The organism is Trichococcus sp., from assembly GCF_055118575.1.
The window spans coordinates 1-18,115 of record NZ_JBSQPW010000031.1 but is presented as its reverse complement, the minus strand read 5'-3'; the positions used below and the strand labels follow the sequence as shown (position 1 = coordinate 18,115).

The following is an 18,115-nucleotide window of genomic DNA, read 5'->3' as shown; positions in this document are numbered from 1 at the left end:
TCCATTATAAGCGACTTTCCCCCAAAACAAAAAAGGATCAGCATAAGCTGACCGAAATTGCTTATTTATACTTCAATTTGGCGATCAGAATGACCAAGGCCAAACAGAAAGTGATGAGGTTGGCGACTAGAAGTGCCATGTCCCCCATTACATATCCATGCACCATCCATAGGAAGATGCCGATCACTGACATGAGGTACATCCCCAGCGAAATGGCCTTTGTATCCTTTGTCTGCAAAACTTTGATAACTTGTGGTACGAATGACAATGTCGTCAGAATTCCTGCGATTGATCCGATCATGTTTTTTCCTCCTGGTTTGTTGTTTATTTGAGTTTGTAGAGAAGATAATCCAGACAGTCGATTGCTTTCTGGTCCTCATGGATCCTATCGAGTAAAATGCTTCTGTGCTTCTTCAGCAAATTCTTTTGTTTCGCCTGTTCGTTCGTTTGACGGTATTGCAGGAAAGCAGCGATGGTCTCGTCGGTACAGCCTGCATCCTTCAGATTTGTGATCAGCATTTCTTCGGTTATTTCCACTCGTATCACTCCTCTTGAGAATAGAATACATCGGTTCAGCAAGAACATCAAATACCTATATCTGATATCTTGGCATACTTGAAAGGCATAGCAAGAAGCGCTAAAATAGTGCTGAAGGAGTTGATCAAATGGAACTCAGAGTGCTGCAGTATTTTTTGACGATTGCAAGAGAACAGAGCATTTCCGGGGCGGCGGAATTTTTGCATATCACGCAGCCTACCCTTTCCAGACAAATGAAGGAACTGGAAGAGGAGCTCGGCAAGCAGCTGTTCATCAGAGGCAACCGCAAGATCTCTTTGACGGTTGACGGCATGCTGCTCAGAAAGAGGGCGGAGGAAATCATCCAGCTCGTGGAGAAAACCGAGTCGGAAATGAATGCGGACGCTACCGAATTCAGCGGGGACATCTATATCGGCGGGGGCGAATCCGAGGGCATGCGGATCATTGCGCGCGCTATCAGCAGAGCCCAAGCGGAACACCCGCTGCTCAAATTCCATCTATTCAGCGGCAATGCCGAGGACGTCACGGACCGGTTGGACAAAGGCTTGCTTGATTTCGGCGTGCTTGTGGAGCCGACGAACATGACCAAATATGATTTCATCAAATTACCGACAAAGGATAGCTGGGGCGTCCTGATGAGGAAAGACAGTCCGCTGGCAGCTTTGGATAGCATCACACCGAAGGACCTGCGGGGCAAACCGGTCATCTGCTCGAACCAGATGCTGGTCAAAAACGAACTCGCAGGTTGGCTCGGAGGAAACGAACGCAGCCTGAGCATCGTCACCACCTATAATCTCCTGTACAACGCTTCCCTGCTGGTGGAGGAAAACAGTCATTATGCGCTGTGCTTGGATGGCATCATCCATACCGGTGAAGGCAGCGCTTTGTGCTTCCGCCCGTTGGAACCGCGACTTGAAGTCGGGCTTCATTTCGTCTGGAAAAAGTATCAGGTGTTTTCGAAAGCCTCGGATTATTTCCTTGGATTGGTGCAGGAAGAGGCTCAGAGAAAAACAGGCTGAGAAAGGATGTGACAATCAGTTGTTGGGTGTTTGGCTGTTTGGCTGTTGTGATTTGAGTTCTCCAACTCCGGCGAGGGGTATCCTTAGCGGAGTTGAGGACTCCGATTAATTGGTCAGCTCCGATTAAACGTCGTTCACCGGTGCTGGATACTTATTTCACCCTTCATCTCCGATGTAGCTTCGTTCGCCGGACGTAAGGACCCCCATGCATCCGATTCGTTCAATTCAAAAAGCCCGAATCACATTCTGCGGTAAGTGCAGAATGCGATTTGGGCTTTTGCTTTTTTGTTAAATCAAAGGATCGTTGTATCAAAACTGATGCTGGCAGGATTGATCAATGTGTCACCAACCGGGCAATGCGATTCCACAAACTCCACGAAATGGTTGATCTCCGCTTCCGTATTATCAGCTTTGACGCGGTAGACCGCATGAATGTCAGTGAAGCCGATTTTGACATTCTCATCGCCCAAGAATCCATCCGTGTTCAGGTTACCGCTCACTTCAATCTCGAGTTCATGCAGTTTGATGCCGAGTTTTTCGGCAAACATCCGCCCAGCGATGGCTTTGCAGCTGCCCAATCCGGCAAGCAACGCTTCCACCGGACTCAAGCCGATATCCGTACCTCCGAAAGCTTCTGGCTCATCCAACACGATGGATTTGCCTCTGGCCTTGTTGATCACCTGGTAATTTTCGTTCAGACTGGTTGATGTCACTTTGAATAATTGATTTGGCATTTTTGTTCCCCCTGTTTATTAAAATTTGATAAGGAAAGAGTACCATCTCACTTACTATTTGGATAACATACAAAATCGAACAAGGCTGATAGATAAAACAGATCCTCGAATATTGGAAAGTGTATCATCTGGGCCACAAGGTTTTTGTTTCTTTTTTACCCTGAATCAGATATGATAACAACGGCAGGAACAAACGTTCTCGCTTATTTCATTTTTGAAAGGATTCATCATGACTGGAAAAACACACGTAGCGGTAGGGACCGCCGCCAGCCTGTTGGTTACGCAACCTTCCACGCTGAAAGAACTCTTTATCTGTCTGGGCGTTGCAGTCGTCGGGTCCGTCATCAGCGACATCGATGTAAGCACCTCGGAATCCCACCAGACACTGGACTGTATTCTCGGTTTGATCCTGGCAGTATCGGTACTGTTGGCCTTCGCCGAGTCCCGATGGTCACTCGGAATCTTTTCCGCTATTTTGAATGACAGCTCGTACTCCCGGATTTTTTTCGGATCCGTCATTTTTTTTGGCATCTGCATCTTCGGAAAGGAACAACCACATCGATCGTTCCTTCATTCCATACTTGGACTGGCCTTGCTGAGCATGGCCGTCTATATTTTATCTCCGCTCTTGGTTCCTTATTTCGCGGTTGCGATGGCTTCCCATATTGCGATCGATACGCTGAACCATAAGCGCGTGAAGCTATTTTATCCGCTCCCAGGCGGCACCCGCCTCGGTTTGTGCAGCGCGAACGGTGTCGTGAACGGCTGGTTGTTCAAAATCGGCAGCATTGTTGTCATCATCGAAATTCTAATGCTGATTGGAAGAATGGGATTAGCATTCTTTGCATAGCAGAAATAGCAAAAACCACAAGTGTCCTAGCTCAAATATAGCCGGGATGCTTGTGGTTTTTGGTTCATGTTTGCGCGCTGCGTTACTCAGTCCTCCGGTTAGCGCCGCCTTGGCCGGAGGTGGGACTCCGGTTATCTCGTTCTTCTCCGATTAGGCGGTCTTGGCAGGAGTTGCAGCCGCGTCTTCCAAATGTCCTCCGGTGACAGTACCCTTCACCGAAGATCCCACCCCATTCGCCCGCTATCCTCCGGTCAAGCTTCCATTATTGATTTCCTGACAAAAAAAGTAAATGCTTTCGGCTGCTATTGGCACACCGTTGCAGGTTTTATTTTTTAGTGCTTATTTGTTGAAACATAATTTCATCATTTGGCTCTGTTCTATTTCATTGTTGATAATTGATTAAGATTTTTGATTTTGGGGTATAATATAACCATAAACAGTTGCGGAGGTTTGATACGTGAGGAAAAATATGGAATTTAATAGTAACGATTTAAAATGGATAAGAGAACCTAAAAACTATAGCATTACTGAAAACAAAATAGAAATTATGACAGAACCTCATACTGACTTATGGCAAAGAACCTATTACAATTTTAGGAATGATAACGCGCCTGTTTTGCAAATTAAAACTAATGAAAAATACTTTTCTTTTATAGTAAAAACTGAATTTGAAAGCAATCATCGTTTTGACCAATGTGGAGTAGTTATGTATTTAGATAGCGAAAATTGGTTTAAATGCTCCATTGAATATGAAAATGAACATTTTCAACATTTAGGAAGTGTTGTTACGAATAATGGCTATTCTGATTGGGCTACTACAGTTATTGATGCATCTATTAAATCTATGTGGTATAGATTTAGTCGAAGAGAGGATGATTATTGTATAGAATCATCGATTGATGGAATTAATTACAGTCAGATGCGTATATTCCATATGTGGAAGGGTAATGGTTCTATTCAATTTGGTATTTATGCTTGTAGTCCAGAAGATTCATCGTTCAAAGCAATATTTACAAATATGGAGATAACAGATTGTAAATGGCTAGCTCATGATGGGCAAGCCTCAGATGGAAATGTATAGGGAGAAATTTTAATTTGATAACCAGATTATTATGAACGGTTTTAATAAATTACTCAAAAAAGCGGACGGCATTACCGAAATTTCCTCAAAGCTCTACCGGTGTGTCCACTCTGCTGGTGTTGGATATTCTGTATGCCGCCCTGTTCGCGCGGAATTATGCCAAAAATGCCGAGAACGCATCCCATAGCTTATAATGTTTTCAAATGTAGACAAAATGTTGGGTGGTAATCATGGAAACTTCTTTTTTTAAATCTTACTTTTTCAATAATCAAAAGGACCTCAAGATTCTTTTCTCCGGAAAAGCGGTGTGCGACTCACTTTACAGTTTCGGACCGGCTGTCAGGCCAAATTACATTATCCATATCGTTACAGAAGGCAAAGGCCGCTACCAATTGGAAAATGAAAGCTATGAAGTTTTAGCAGGCCAAGGCTTCATTATTCCTCCGGATACCAGAACTCTCTATCAAGCCGACAAAGAAGACCCTTGGCATTACTATTGGATCGGGTTCGAAGGTGAGCTTGCCGCGTTCTACCTGGACGCATTGGGTTGTAATGGCCATCATCCGGTTTTCCAAGTAGAAAACATGGAACGCATCATCGAAATCATCGAAGACTCTTTTTTGTGGGATCAAGACTCTCTTTTTGCTGAATTGATGCTATCAGCCCGTCTGTATGAATTTTTAGCCTTGCTCAAACAGAATACCAAAAACCCCGATGTCAAAGAATCAGGCCGGAATCCACACATCCGGGAAGCAATTGCCTACATCAGAAGTAATTATGCCACTCCAATGACTGTCCAAAGCCTTGCGGAAGCATTGTGTCTGAACCGTAGCTATCTTTCGAGCATTTTTAAACAGGAGATGGGCGTCACTCTGCAGCAATATTTGACGGACCATCGTCTGACACGTGCTGCGGAACTCTTGAATCTAAACAACTTCACGATCGACGAAATCGCGGAATACAGTGGCTATAGCGATCCTCTTGTGTTTTCCAAGGCCTTCAAAAGGAAGTTTTCCGTCACACCCACCGCACACAGAAAAGCGGAATACGCAAAACAAGAGCAGCACAACGAAAAAACGGTGCATCGTCTTTGATGATGTACCGTTTTTTAATTGATCAGATACATCTTTGGCTGTTTTATCAGTCATAATGTCGGGGACTCCACTTGATTATTGTAAGCGCCATCCTAAATCATGCGGTTTCTGCATCATACATGTTAAAATGGAGGGGAAGCAGCACACGAATGGACAAAATTGTGAAAAGGAGTGTTTTTATCATGTTGCAAGCAAACAACAACGCTTTTCCGAAGGATTTCCTCTGGGGAAGTGCTTCGGCAGCTTATCAAGTGGAAGGCGCATGGAACGAGGACGGCAAAGGCCCTTCGATCTGGGATGAATTCGTCAAGGTGCCCGGCACTACCTATAAGAACACAAATGGCGATGTCGCCGTCGACCATTACCACCGCGTTGAGGAAGATGTCCGTTTGATGGCGGAAATGGGTTTGAAAACCTACCGCTTCTCGATCGCCTGGGCACGGATTTTCCCGACTTCCATGGATGAAGTGAACCAAAAGGGCCTGGATTTCTACCATAAGCTGATCGACCTTTGCCTGGAACACAACGTCGAGCCGATGGTAACGATCTATCACTGGGACCTGCCACTGTTCCTGCAGGAAAAATACCGCGGTTGGGAAAGCCGGGAAATCATCGCCGACTTCAAGAAATACGCAGTGACCTTGTTCGAAGCTTACGGCAGCAAAGTGAAATACTGGATTACGATCAACGAACAGAATATCTTCACACGGATGGGCTGGATGACGGCGCAGCACCCGCCGAAAATGAGCGGCGAAGAAAAACTCTATTACCAAGTCAACCATAACGTCTTCCTGGCGCACGCAGAGGCCGTGCTCGCCTTCCAGGATCTGGTCCCGGGCGGCATGATCGGCGCCAGCTTCGCCCTCCATCCGAGCTACGCCATCGACTGCAAACCGAAAAACGTAATCGCCAAAATGGACTATGACGACCTGAAGAACTATTGGTGGATGGATGTCTATGCCTATGGACGCTATCCGAAGGCGGCCATGAAGTATTTGCAGACAAAAGGCGTTGCGCCGGAAATGGAGGAAGGCGATGCGGAACTGCTGGCTGAAGCGGCCAAGCACGTCGACTTCATGGGCGTCAACTATTACCGCAGCGAGACGGTCGAATACAATCCGCTGGACGGCGTGGACAGCAGCGGCGTGTTCAACACGACCGGCGAAAAAGGATCGATGACAGTTCCTGGTGTTCCGGGATTATACAAGAACCCACTGAATCCTTATCTGCCGACGACGGATTGGGATTGGACGATCGATCCGATTGGCATTCGCGCCGGCTGCCGCGACATCACTAGCCGCTATGACTTGCCGATCATCATTTCCGAAAACGGCCTCGGCGCCTTTGACACGCTCGAAGAGGACGGCAGCATCCATGATCCGTACCGCATCGCCTATCTGGCGGAGCACCTCAAGGAAATCAAGTTGGCGATCGAAGAAGGCTCGGAAGTACTCGCATACTGCACGTGGTCGTTCACCGATCTCCTCAGTTGGCTGAACGGCTACCAAAAGCGCTATGGCTTCGTCTATATCGATCAGTACGAAGAAGCCGTCGAACCTTCGCTGAAACGCTACAAGAAAGACAGTTACTATTGGTACAAGGATGTCATCGCCAGCGACGGAAAAACGTTGTTCGAGTGAGATTGCTTCATTCCAGAAAAACCGCAGAATAGAGCATTATATCCGGTGAGGAGCTTCTCATCGGGTATTTTTTCTGTACTCTGTTGTGCATTTCCCGGTGAAGCTAAGTCCACCGGGAAATACACTTTTTTCTACTGGCTGTTTCCCGGTGAACGGGCCCTCACCGGGAATTCCAGCCCAATTTTCTTGATCAAATCAGTAATCCGAACTTTATCGTGGATTTCCGTTCCTTCCCTTGATGAACAGCGGTTTACAATGAAAACCATATTCTAGAAACTTTATTTGAAATCGCCTCTTACAAAAACAGTCAAAATTTGGTATAATATGTATACAACGTGTTGTTTTGACGAACGTAAGTCCTGTTGTCAAAATCTGCACGCTTTTTTTGTTGCTTTTGGAATAGATATGGAGGAAAAAATGTACAAAGTGAATGATTTGATAGTTTATGGTAACGAAGGGGTCTGCCGAGTCGAAGCGATCGAAGTTATGAATGTTACGGCTGTCGCAAATGATCGTCTATATTATGTTTTGAAGCCACTGTATCGTAACGGAACAGTGTACACACCCGTAGATACGAAAGTATTCATGCGTCCCGTAATTTCGGCTGATGACGCGCAAGAAATAATCGAACAGATTCCGACCATCGAAACGGACATCCTATACAGCAGCGCAAATCTGCTTTCAGAACATTATGATAAAGCCATGGAACGGCATGATTGCAAATACCTGATCCAGGTGATCAAAACGGTCTACCTCAAGAACCAGATCGCCGCTACAAAAAATAAAAAGGTCTCCGAAACCGACAGACGCTACATGAAAAAAGCCGAAGAAATGCTTTACGGCGAATTCGCGGTTGTGTTGGAGATGCCAAAAAATGAAGTAAAAGCTTATGTCGAAGAAAAAGTAACAGAACTTGAATTTAGCAAATAAAATGCTGCAGATAAAAAAACAGAAATCCCATTGATTCGGGATTTCTGTTTTTTGTATTTTTGTAAATTTATCCAACTGCGTACGCAACTTTTTCATTCCGACTGCCTTTCCCAAAACCGAACCGCTTCATCGATCCAGCCTTCCGCCTTCGTGCCGGTACCGAGCCCGAAGCCATGGCCCAATCCTGGGATCACTTTGAACGCTACCGGGATTCCCAGCCCACTCATTTTCTGCGCCCTTCTGCACATGATGTCAGGATCGGCAATGTAATCCTGCTCCCCTACGATGCTGAAAGTGGGTGCATCATTTTCTGAATAACCCGCGTGCCCGGTATAGGCCATGACGACTGCGCGCGGCCTAATCCCCGCTTGCCCTCCGTATGCTTTCAAGTCGTTGGCACTGATATTTGCGACCACCCGTGCACCGGCTGAACTGCCCCAGAGCGAATAATTCTGTCTGTCCATACCCCACTCGTCCGCATGTTCTTCGATGAAATCGATGGCCGCAGCCATATCTTCGGTGGCCTTCCGGTTCCCCAGACGGTAGCGGAGCACAAACGCATGATAGCCACGATCGGCGATTTTCATGGCATACGGGAAACCTTCATGCACGGCTCCTACATAAGCGAAGCCGCCTCCGGGAGCAATCACCGCGAAAGGTGCGCCAACTTTACCGCGAAACCAGAACAAACCGGTCTGCCGCTTTTCAGCATCCTTCGCTTTTGCTTTTTCCGGATAAATATCATAGAAAATCGTATCACCCGCATCCGTCGCGTCAATCATTCGATTGAGCGCTTGGACGACTGTATCCACGTCCACATGGCTATGGTAGGGCAACAACCTGGCGATCCGTGAGAGCGGCAGATCCAAATCCAGCCTGTCGTTCCACGGCAACAGCAGTCGGCCGAAACCCCGGAAAGCCGGATGGTCGATCATCGCTCCGATCGTATCGTCTTTGGTGAGGGGCATTCTTTTGTTCATCATTTATGATCACCTTTTTCTTGGCACATCCGCATTTGCGGACAGATGGGTTTGGCCAGACTGAAGAAATTATCCGCGAGCTGGTGATTTCCGCTATGATCCAGCTCGAATAATCGGATATAAGCTTGCTATCCGATTATTTACGTCCCAGATTCGGCCAGTTTGCCGGATGCTATGCGACATTCGATAATTTCGGTATAATCCTCTGTCTATTTGTCGGATACTCAGCGGTTATCCGACAAACTGCATGGCTACGGATACTAAAAAAGCACAAAACGATAACTTGACAGGTCTTACCGCCATCATCATCGTTCCGCACTCTTGCTGCCCGACACACAGCATTTAAGAAATGTTCGTTATACGTTCATTTTTCTTTCTGCCATCCATCTGATCATATTCGGATCGGAATGGGAGAAGAATTGGCTTGCGCCGTCGTCCAAAGTCGCGATCAGGGCTTTGTCATCATCCGTCAAGGCAAAGTCGAACACATCCAAGTTTTCGGCCATGCGTTCCGGTTTGGTGGATTTCGCAAGCACAACGATGTCCTGTTCAACTAACCAGCGCGTGATGACTTGCGCCACTGATTTGTTGTATTTTTTGCCGATAGCGACCAGCACTTCATTGTTGAAGATGTCATTTTTGCCTTCAGCAAATGGAGCCCAGGCTTCCGGCATGATGCCTTCTGCTTTCAACGCTTCGATCGCCTTTACTTGTTGGTGGAACGGATTGATTTCGATCTGGTCCATCTGCGGAACGACTTTATTGAATGCCGCTAAATCCACCGCACGGTCAACAGCAAAGTTGGAAACGCCGATTGCGCGAATTTTCCCATCCTCCTGCAATTCCTCCATCGCTCTCCAAGCCCCGTGGACATCACTGTAAGGCTGGTGGATCAGGAGCATATCAACGTAATCCAATCCCAGACGTTTCAGCGAGCGCTCGAATGAAGCTTTGACGCCTTCATAGGAAACATTTTCGACCCAAACTTTTGTTGTCACAAAAAGCTCTTCGCGCGGCACGCCTGAGTTCGCGATGCCGCGTCCGACTGCCTCTTCGTTCATGTAGGATTGCGCCGTATCGATGTGACGGTAGCCCGCTTTGATTGCTGCAATGACAGACTGTTCCGCTTCAACTGGATCGGTAATCTGGAAAGTGCCAAAACCTAGTACCGGAATCTCTACACCGTTATTTAATTTCACTGTATGCATATTATTACCTCCAAATGGTTTATTTACTACACAGCTTAGTCTAAACTATGGAGCATGCTCCATAGCAAGCGTTATTGTTTAACTTTGAAATGTTTCATCGTCCAAAGTTCCTCGACCTCGTCATCATTCATTTCGCCGGCATTGATTTTTGCGACATGATCATCGAATGTCTCGATTTTGTACTCCAACAAATCCCGCGCCCGAATCATTTCTTCCAACTTGGCATTGACCTCAATCAATTGATCCTTGAGAATCTGTTTTTGGGCTGCCCGCACGTTATTTTCCTTCGATTGCGCTAAGTTGGCGAATTCGATCAGCGACTCGATCGATAAGCCCGCCTTTCGCAAACTTTTCGCCAGAAAGATCCAATTGAGGTCCCTTTTCTCGAATATTCGATAACCATTTTTATCGCGCGTGATCGGCGGAATCACACCCACCCGTTCGTAATATCTGATCGTATCGATCGGCAATTCAAATAGCTGCGCTACTTCTTTGCTGTTCATCTTGGGTCACTTCTCTCTGTGCTTAGTCTATGTGATCATTATAAACCATGAAGTGGACTCCAGGGCAAGCGTTCACACAAAGGAAAGCAGTTGGAAAAATTGTGAGTCTGAACATCCGGATAGGCCTTAGTTCGGTGTCCTTTAAATTCGTGGCGTTCAGCTCCGGTGAGGCCATCCTTCACAGGAGTTGAACAGCAATTTTCAGTATGAACTCTGACTAAACGACGCTCATCGGAGTACGCGGATAAAATAATGGATGTCCATCGACGAAGCCTCCCTTCATCGGAGGAGCATATTACAGATAGTGCACTCTGGTTAAGAAGCAAAACTACTATATCAAAAATACAAAACACTCCCATGAAGCCTACGACGTAGATTGCAAACTTCATGGGAGTTTCCTAGTGTAATTGGGATTGATTTTTAGCTATTCACTGCCATCTCTTCATCCGCATTCAGCAACAGCTGGTACAGCGCACCCAAAAGGTTCGCATCGTTCCGGAAGCGGCAGGTGTCGATTTCGACTTCCGTCAGAGTCGCATCCAGGAAAGGCAGCTGCGAGCGTATGGCTCGATATTGCTTCCGGATTTCCTCGGTCACGATCGGTTGGGCGCTGACGCCTCCGCCGATGACGATTTTATCCAAGTCGAGGATGGCTTGGATGTTGCAGATCATATAGGCGATTTCCCGCGCGAAAGTTTCGAAAATCGGATAGATGCTCGGATCTTTTTGGTTGATTGCCTCGAATGCGGCCGCCCCATCCTTCGTATCCTCCGTGCCTAATTCCAGATTCACCATTTTGACCAGCCCAACTGCAGAGCCCGTTTTGCCGTACATATCGTCAAAACTTGGCTGAGCCGATTGTTTCATCATAAAGCTCAGTTCGCCTGCCTGGAAATGCTTGCCTTGATAAAGTTTGCCTTCGAGGATCAGCCCGCCGCCGATGCCGGTGCCGAGGACCAATGCCAGGCCGTTTTCGATGCCTTTCAGATTGCCGAGCCACAATTCGGACAAGGCAGCCGCTTTGCCGTCATTGATGACGGAGACGGGAACCCGAAACTTCGGCTGGAATTCGTCCACGAAAGAAACGCCATCCAGGAAAGGCAACGCGCCGCCGAAGGAAATCACGCCTGTATCCGTATTCACTTTACCCGGGCAGCAAAAGGCGATGCCGCGGATCGTATCCTGGACCGCTGCGATTTCTTCCTCGAGAACCGCAAGGAACGCGTCCAACTCGTGCGGAGTCCGCACTTGTTTTTTGGACTGGATCTGGCCGGAATGGTCAATCACTGCCAGTTTGATGTTCGTGCCGCCGATGTCGATGCTTAAGTAATTTTTCTTCATTGGAGTCCCGCCTTCGCTTATTGTTGGTATGCTTCCGCTCTGGAAAAACAAAAATCAGGGCTCGGCGAGTAATCCGCCTCACCCTGAGTGCTGTTATTGTTTTGCTTTGCGTTTGTCTAAGTCACTCATAATACTATCATATTCTTTATCCAATTTATAGAGATAGATAAAAATAATTGAAACCGCAGTCAATGCCTATGGAATGTAGATGTAGACCGCGTTGACCGCAGCAATCGCGCTGCTGGTATGTATCGCCGAGAAGAAGTCTCCCGCCGGAAGAAAACATTCCTAAAGACAATCACCTCCGACCACAACGGCTTCGCCGGAGTATAGGCGCTCTCAATAAAGCCTCCTCCGACCAACAATCGCTCACCGGAGATGAGCATCTGACCGCGCTATTCTTCTCCGGTGAGGCTTCTTCCAACCGGATTTGACGTTCTCCTCAGGTGAGGAGCATTTCTGCCGGAGGAAAACATCCCAAAAGATGATCACCTTCAACCACCGCGGCTTCTCCGGAGTACAGCCGCCCGCAATAAAGTCTCCTCCGGCCAGCAGTCGCTCGACGGAGATGAGCTCCCAAGCGCACCTTTCTTCTCCGGTGGTCCCCCGAAACGTAACAAAACACAAATAGGCCAGGATTTCTCCTGGCCCCGCATTCATTATTCTTATGCGTTTTCTGCGATGTAGTTAACCAACTCTTCTGTTTCTTCCCAGCCCAGGCATGGGTCGGTGATGGATTGGCCGAAGACTGTGCCGTCGTCTTCTTGACGTCCGTCTACCAGGTAGCTCTCGATCATGAAACCGCGCGCCATTCTCTTGATGTCAGCGTTCCATGAGCGGTTGAACATCGTTTCTTTGACGATGCGGATCTGTTCCATATGTTTTTTACCTGAGTTGTCGTGGTTCGTGTCGATGACGATGAACGGATTCTTGTAGTCCCCGCTTTCGTAAGCTTTCACGACTTTGACAAGGTCTTCGTAGTGATAGTTCGGGATGTTTTCGCCGTACTCGTTCAAGCCGCCGCGCAATACAACATGCGCCAATGGGTTGGAGCTGGATTCCACTTCCACGCCATTATGGATGAATTTTTGTTTTTGTTGGGCAGCATATACGGAATTGAACATCACTTTCAGGTTGCCGCTTGTCGGGTTCTTCATGCCGGCCGGATGATCGATTCCGCTGGCAACGAAACGGTGCTGTTGGTCCTCAACGGAGCGCGCTCCGATTGCATGGTAGCTGACAAGATCATCAACAAAATCCAAGTTTTCCGGGTACAGCATTTCGTCAGCTGTCGTCAAGCCTGTTTCTGTGATGACTCGATTATGCAGGCTGCGCACAGCAGCGATTCCTTGGATCAGGTTGCTCTTGCCGGTAGGATCTTGTTTATGCAACAAGCCTTTGTAGCCGTCGCCGGTCGTACGCGGTTTGTTTGTGTAGATGCGGGGAACCATGAACACTTTGTCTTTGACTTTTTCCTGCAATTTCGCCAAACGACGCACGTATTCCATAACCGCTTCTTCATCATGGGCGGAGCAAGGTCCGATGATCAACAGGATGCGGTCGTCCTTGCCTTCGATGATGTCGTGCAACTCTTTGTCGCGCGCTGCTTTCACCTCTGCTTGCTCAGGTGTCAGTTTGGATAATTCTTTGACTAGTTCGAAATCGATTTTTTCACTCAATGCTTTGAATCCCATATTAATCCCTCCATTTTCTTCAACAAAAAAAGCTTCGTCCTTTCCAATTTTCATTGGAAAGGACGAAGCCGTATAGACTCGTGTTACCACCTTTGTTCGCAGACCACTCGCGCAAGCCTACCTCGACAGGTACATTATAATACCCTAGCGAAATAACGAACGCTATCACCCGTCGCAGCCTACTTGATTTCAGTGCGAAGTTCAAAGATGAATTCGGCTATCTCGCATGTGTGCCTCGCATCTACCGGCACCTTTCTGGTCAGCTCAATAACTTACTACTTCTTATCATCACTTTTTATGTTGTTTCTCAGAATATACTCATTTTTCATGGAAATGTCAAATGATTTTTTGAAAAAAGTGAATGATAGGGTTTTCTCAGCGAATTAATCCAGGTCTTTTGCGATTTCGTCTTTGACTGTTACGCCTTCCGCTTCCAAACGAGCAATCGTTTCAGCGAATTGCGGTAAGTATTTTTTATGCGCGATGAACAATTCATCCATGATGCGTTTCGCAGTGTTCCCTGAACGGATCAACGGATTGATTGTGAATGCTTGCAAGGCTGTGCCGTAGTCGCCTGTTACAGCCGCTTCGATCGTCAACAATTCCATAGCTTTCATCACTTGCAACCAGCCTTTTTCAGCAGTCGGCAATTCACCGAAAGCAACGTTGCGAGCGCCTTGTGCGCCGACGTAAGCAGTGACTTCGACTACGCAGTCAGCCGGCAGGTCAGGAACAGCACCATTGTTTTTAGTCGATACGACGATTTGCGTGTCTTTGTTGGCGTAGATGGCAGCGATTGTTTCGCAGGCAGCATCGGAGTAGTACGCTCCCCCACGTTTTTGCAATTGCTCAGGTTTGTGATCCAAATTAGGATCTTTGTACAATTCGAACAATTCAGCTTCTGTCTGTTTCACTTGTTGTGCACGTGTGCCTTCGCCGTTGAATTCTTCCAGACCGTGCTCCAGCATTTCTTCTTCACGGTAGTAGTAACGGTGGTAGCCGCAAGGGATCATGCCCATTTGTTCCAATTGTTCTCTGTAGAACGGAATGTCGTGGATATTTTTCGGTAAGCCTGCATCTTTGTCGAACATCGCATCGATCACTTTGTAAGTGATGTCGTTGCCTTTGTCGTCGGCGACTTTATGCCAGTGGAAGTGGTTTAAGCCAGCAAACTTGTAAATCAAGTCCTCTTTTTCAACGCCTAATGCTTTCGGTTCAGTCATGGTAGCCATAACCGGAACGTTGCACAAGCCCATTACTCTGTCCCATTTGCCGTAGCGTACGACTGCTTCAGTTACCATGCCGCTCGGATTCGTGAAGTTGACCAACCAAGCATTTGGGCACAATTCTTTCATATCTTCAACAATCTGTAAAATGATCGGAATTGTACGGAAAGCCTTGAACATTCCGCCGGCACCGTTTGTTTCTTGACCCAGCATGCCATAAGAGAATGGAATACGCTCATCTTTGACGCGGGCATTCAGTAAACCAACACGGAATTGTGTCGTTACGAAATCAGCATCTTTCAATGCTTCTCTGCGGTCCAAAGTCAGGTGGATTTTCACGTCATACGGAGATGCATCCCACATACGTTGCGCCATTGCGCCGACGATTTCCAATTTTTCTTTCCCTGCTTCGATATCCACCAACCAGATTTCGCGGATAGGCAGTTCATCATAACGCTTGATGAATCCTTCCATTAATTCAGGTGTGTAGCTGCTTCCTCCGCCGATAGTTACAATTTTAACGCCTTTTGTCATTTGTATATTCCTCCTCGTTTCGTTTACAAGGTTATTATCCATCATGTAAATATCAATAACAAGAGGTCGCCTATCACTTCAAAACCTTTTTACAAAATTCGCACAAAATCCACCTAAATATTCAAATCTTTTTCGCTTTTTGACCTTTTTTGATCAAAATATCGTTTACATACCATTTACATTAATCTATAATTTTTGTAAATGGACAGAAATGCTGAACGGGTTCGTTTAGCCCTGAAGCTGGACAACTTGTTAGTACAAATATTAAGAACAGGAGGCGCTCTGCCTATGCTGATACGCGAAAAAATGGAAACCATCAAGTTTTCCCCGGCTGAAAAAGAAGTCGTGGACTACCTACTGCGTTATCCGGAAGTGTTGGATGAAAAGACGATGCAGGAGATCGCAGCGGAAACCTATACGCAGCCTTCCACACTGATCCGCATCGCCAAAAAGTTAGGTTTTGCCGGATGGGTGGAATGCAAAAAGGCTTACCAGGAGGAGCACGACTATCTGACGCGCAATTTCGTCGACATCGATGCCAACCTGCCGTTCAAAGCAAACGACTCAATCATGACAATCAGTAAAAAGATGGCCTCTCTCGGACAATCAACTATTGAGGACACGCTCTCGCTGATCCACCACGATACGCTGCAGCAAGCGAAGCAGATGCTGCTGAAGTCAAAGCATATTCAAATCTTTGCCACCAATGCCAATATGCTCATCCCGCAGGACTTTGCCTTGAAGATGAACCGGATCAAGCATCACACGGCCGTCTCTACCATCAAAGGTGAAGACGTCTACACAGCCTACAACTGTCCCGAGGGCACCTGCGCCATCTTGATTTCCTATACCGGCGAAAGCAACGCAATGAAGCAGATCGCGAATATATTGAAATCTGAAGGCATCACCACGATTGGAATCACGAGCATCGGCGACAACTACCTTTCGCGGGTGGTGGACTGCTATCTACCGATCACGACGCGGGAGAAACTGTATTCAAAGATCGGCAACTTCACGGTCAACCTTTCCGTCATCTACCTGCTGGATGTCCTGTATTCGATCGTGTTTGCCGAAAAATACGAGGAGAACCTGGCCCATATCATCCGCTTGGGCAAAATAGCCGACAAAAGGAAAACCAGTTCGGATATCATGCAGGAAGATACTGGCGGGGAAAAGATGTAGCGATTTAGTTGGAGAATTGATAACTATAATATTCCATGTTATAATGGCTTTGCGATATGAAATTAAATCAGTGCAAACAGCACAAAAACCACTCCCTGACTGCGACGAAAGGGAGTGGCTTTTTTTACGTCCACTGCGACAATAGACGTGTAGGTTAGCGACAACTTGCGTGGTTATCCGCTAATCATCTAACCAGTGCTCAACTAGCAATAATACTAGTCCCACAAAAAGTGGTGCGATAACCAATGAAATTAAATCAAACACAAACAGCACCCCCTTTCGGGGCAAGTTGCCATTCATGATTATAGCACAGAATAATTTATAATTGAGCATAAACCAAACAAAGGGCCACCCCTTGGCTGAGGTAGCCCTTCATTCCAGTATAGTTATTCGTGCACCTCATCAGTATCATGCAGCTATTGGTATTTACTGACACAAGTCATCTCCACAGATATTTTCCATTTTTTCGGTCATTTCATCCGTCAGCACATTGCTGACAAAAGCACCGTAGTAGTTTTTCTTCATTTCCATTTCAATTTGCAGATGCTCGCGTTCCTGCAACGTCATTTCGTTTGTATTAAAGTAATTTTTCATAGCATTTCCTCCTTGTATAAAACTTATGTAAAAGGCTGATTGTAAAAGCAGCAGCGATTGGCAGACTCTTGATGAGGTGTAGTAAATTTATACAATTATTTGAGCTTCAAGTCAAGAATGATGCTCAGCCAATATTGTTCCAAAATCATATTTTGGTCGATATCATGCAAAAATCGAGTAGGAGGAGCTAACAGGCTCCGACCTCTCACACCACCGTGCGTACGGTTCCGTACACGGCGGTTCAATATCTTAAGTAAGCAGACTCTACCAGATGGCTTAATGGCGTTAGGCCCCATTGGTGGAGTCTTTTCGTTGTAAGAGCCCGATGAACTTCAGGCGTTTTGGAAAGCCTCCAGTATTTCTTTCTGGAGAACCCGATGCGCTTGGCGCTGTCTTTATCGAGACCTAGCTTGATTAGTCTGTTAATCTTCGTGCGTGTCCTTTTCCAACGTTTGAGGATAAGTTGTCTGATTCTGCGGTTCAGCCATTGTTCTGTCCTTCGGATGAATTTCTTAATAAATCCTACACCGAAGTAATTGATCCATCCCCTTGTGACACTGTTGATTTCGTTAGAAATCTGCTGGAAATCGCCGGAGCGGTTTCGTTTCGTCAGCTGTCTCAATTTGTTGATGAATTTCTTTTTGGCGGCATTGGTGGGCCTGTAGCGACAGACCCCATTCACAGTAGTTATCAGACAACTCAAGAACTTTAAACGGGTAGGTGACCCCACTTCGCTTTTGTCTTTGTTGACGATTAGCTTCAGGTCTTTCTCGATAAAGCGGGTGACACTCAGGAGCACCCGCTCGCCTGCTCTCTTTGTTTTTACAAAGATGACAAAGTCATCAGCGAAGCGAACGAAATGGTGCCCTCGGTGCGCCTGTTTCACTTTCTACGAATTCGCCGGACAGGTCTATTACACCACTCAACAGGAACTTGCGGATAATCTTGAGTATGGCTTTGTCGTGGAT

At 46.7% G+C, this 18,115-nt stretch carries 19 protein-coding genes and 1 other annotated feature; of the genes, 7 read left to right on the top strand and 12 right to left on the bottom strand.

Translation table 11 applies throughout. The features are described 5' to 3' along the window. Nucleotides 1–61 precede the first annotated feature (61 nt). Nucleotides 62–301 (bottom strand): SemiSWEET family sugar transporter, encoded by a 240-nt coding sequence (locus ACTCCX_RS09560; RefSeq protein WP_463275780.1) that lies wholly within the window; start codon nucleotides 299–301, stop codon nucleotides 62–64. Nucleotides 302–324: 23 nt separating this feature from the next. Beyond that, entirely contained in the window at nucleotides 325–537 is a 213-nt protein-coding gene (locus tag ACTCCX_RS09555; RefSeq protein ID WP_463275779.1) for a MerR family transcriptional regulator, read from the bottom strand. A gap of 128 nt (nucleotides 538–665) precedes the next feature. Here ACTCCX_RS09555 and ACTCCX_RS09550 point away from each other — a divergent pair, with 128 nt between their 5' ends. Beyond that, the gene (locus ACTCCX_RS09550) at nucleotides 666–1,556 is read left to right on the top strand and encodes a LysR family transcriptional regulator (RefSeq protein ID WP_463275778.1); all 891 of its coding nucleotides are present in this window, start codon (nucleotides 666–668) and stop codon (nucleotides 1,554–1,556) included. Between the two features lie 293 nt (nucleotides 1,557–1,849). On the opposite strand, the gene ACTCCX_RS09545 is transcribed toward ACTCCX_RS09550, so the two are convergent. After that, nucleotides 1,850–2,290: an OsmC family protein gene (locus tag ACTCCX_RS09545; RefSeq protein ID WP_463275777.1), complete on the bottom strand. Its 441-nt coding sequence runs from the start codon at nucleotides 2,288–2,290 to the stop codon at nucleotides 1,850–1,852. Between the two features lie 229 nt (nucleotides 2,291–2,519). Here ACTCCX_RS09545 and ACTCCX_RS09540 point away from each other — a divergent pair, with 229 nt between their 5' ends. The 5 genes from ACTCCX_RS09540 to ACTCCX_RS09520 all read left to right on the top strand — a co-directional run bounded on the left by ACTCCX_RS09540 (nucleotide 2,520) and on the right by ACTCCX_RS09520 (nucleotide 7,885). Beyond that, entirely contained in the window at nucleotides 2,520–3,140 is a 621-nt protein-coding gene (locus ACTCCX_RS09540; RefSeq protein WP_463275776.1) for a metal-dependent hydrolase, read from the top strand. A gap of 469 nt (nucleotides 3,141–3,609) precedes the next feature. Next, nucleotides 3,610–4,221: a DUF1349 domain-containing protein gene (locus ACTCCX_RS09535; protein ID WP_463275775.1), complete on the top strand. Its 612-nt coding sequence runs from the start codon at nucleotides 3,610–3,612 to the stop codon at nucleotides 4,219–4,221. A 230-nt stretch (nucleotides 4,222–4,451) separates the two neighbouring features. Continuing rightward, nucleotides 4,452–5,315, top strand: a complete 864-nt coding sequence (locus ACTCCX_RS09530; protein WP_463275774.1) for an AraC family ligand binding domain-containing protein — start codon at nucleotides 4,452–4,454, stop codon at nucleotides 5,313–5,315. A gap of 182 nt (nucleotides 5,316–5,497) precedes the next feature. Further along, entirely contained in the window at nucleotides 5,498–6,955 is a 1,458-nt protein-coding gene (locus ACTCCX_RS09525; protein ID WP_463275773.1) for a glycoside hydrolase family 1 protein, read from the top strand. Between the two features lie 417 nt (nucleotides 6,956–7,372). Next, nucleotides 7,373–7,885, top strand: coding sequence for a CarD family transcriptional regulator (locus ACTCCX_RS09520; RefSeq protein WP_463275772.1), 513 nt, complete (start codon nucleotides 7,373–7,375; stop codon nucleotides 7,883–7,885). A gap of 92 nt (nucleotides 7,886–7,977) precedes the next feature. Here ACTCCX_RS09520 and ACTCCX_RS09515 read toward each other — a convergent pair whose 3' ends face one another. The 6 genes from ACTCCX_RS09515 to ACTCCX_RS09490 all read right to left on the bottom strand — a co-directional run bounded on the left by ACTCCX_RS09515 (nucleotide 7,978) and on the right by ACTCCX_RS09490 (nucleotide 15,371). Then, complete coding sequence (locus tag ACTCCX_RS09515) at nucleotides 7,978–8,868, bottom strand: alpha/beta hydrolase (protein WP_463275771.1); 891 nt, start codon at nucleotides 8,866–8,868, stop codon at nucleotides 7,978–7,980. 353 nt (nucleotides 8,869–9,221) lie between these two features. Then, entirely contained in the window at nucleotides 9,222–10,073 is an 852-nt protein-coding gene (locus ACTCCX_RS09510; protein WP_463275770.1) for an aldo/keto reductase, read from the bottom strand. 71 nt (nucleotides 10,074–10,144) lie between these two features. Beyond that, entirely contained in the window at nucleotides 10,145–10,576 is a 432-nt protein-coding gene (locus ACTCCX_RS09505) for a MerR family transcriptional regulator (protein ID WP_463275769.1), read from the bottom strand. Between the two features lie 420 nt (nucleotides 10,577–10,996). After that, nucleotides 10,997–11,917 (bottom strand): ROK family protein, encoded by a 921-nt coding sequence (locus tag ACTCCX_RS09500; protein WP_463275768.1) that lies wholly within the window; start codon nucleotides 11,915–11,917, stop codon nucleotides 10,997–10,999. A 665-nt stretch (nucleotides 11,918–12,582) separates the two neighbouring features. Next, on the bottom strand, nucleotides 12,583–13,611 hold the full coding sequence (locus tag ACTCCX_RS09495; protein WP_463275767.1) for a 3-deoxy-7-phosphoheptulonate synthase: 1,029 nt from the start codon (nucleotides 13,609–13,611) through the stop codon (nucleotides 12,583–12,585). Nucleotides 13,612–13,666: 55 nt separating this feature from the next. After that, nucleotides 13,667–13,909 (bottom strand) — a binding site (T-box leader). Nucleotides 13,910–13,994: 85 nt separating this feature from the next. Continuing rightward, nucleotides 13,995–15,371 (bottom strand): 6-phospho-beta-glucosidase, encoded by a 1,377-nt coding sequence (locus ACTCCX_RS09490; RefSeq protein WP_463275766.1) that lies wholly within the window; start codon nucleotides 15,369–15,371, stop codon nucleotides 13,995–13,997. A 288-nt stretch (nucleotides 15,372–15,659) separates the two neighbouring features. On the opposite strand from ACTCCX_RS09490, the gene ACTCCX_RS09485 reads away from it, so the two are divergent. Continuing rightward, nucleotides 15,660–16,553 carry a MurR/RpiR family transcriptional regulator gene (locus ACTCCX_RS09485; protein ID WP_463275765.1) on the top strand — a complete coding sequence of 298 codons (894 nt, stop codon included), beginning with the start codon at nucleotides 15,660–15,662 and terminating at the stop codon, nucleotides 16,551–16,553. 180 nt (nucleotides 16,554–16,733) lie between these two features. On the opposite strand, the gene ACTCCX_RS09480 is transcribed toward ACTCCX_RS09485, so the two are convergent. From ACTCCX_RS09480 to ACTCCX_RS09470, 3 genes are all read right to left on the bottom strand, one after another. Beyond that, nucleotides 16,734–16,853, bottom strand: a complete 120-nt coding sequence (locus tag ACTCCX_RS09480) for a type I toxin-antitoxin system Fst family toxin (protein ID WP_422255247.1) — start codon at nucleotides 16,851–16,853, stop codon at nucleotides 16,734–16,736. Nucleotides 16,854–16,979: 126 nt separating this feature from the next. Continuing rightward, nucleotides 16,980–17,147, bottom strand: a complete 168-nt coding sequence (locus ACTCCX_RS09475; RefSeq protein WP_157080392.1) for a hypothetical protein — start codon at nucleotides 17,145–17,147, stop codon at nucleotides 16,980–16,982. Nucleotides 17,148–17,388: 241 nt separating this feature from the next. After that, nucleotides 17,389–17,946: a group II intron maturase-specific domain-containing protein gene (locus tag ACTCCX_RS09470; RefSeq protein ID WP_463275764.1), complete on the bottom strand. Its 558-nt coding sequence runs from the start codon at nucleotides 17,944–17,946 to the stop codon at nucleotides 17,389–17,391. Between the last annotated feature and the right edge of the window lie 169 nt (nucleotides 17,947–18,115).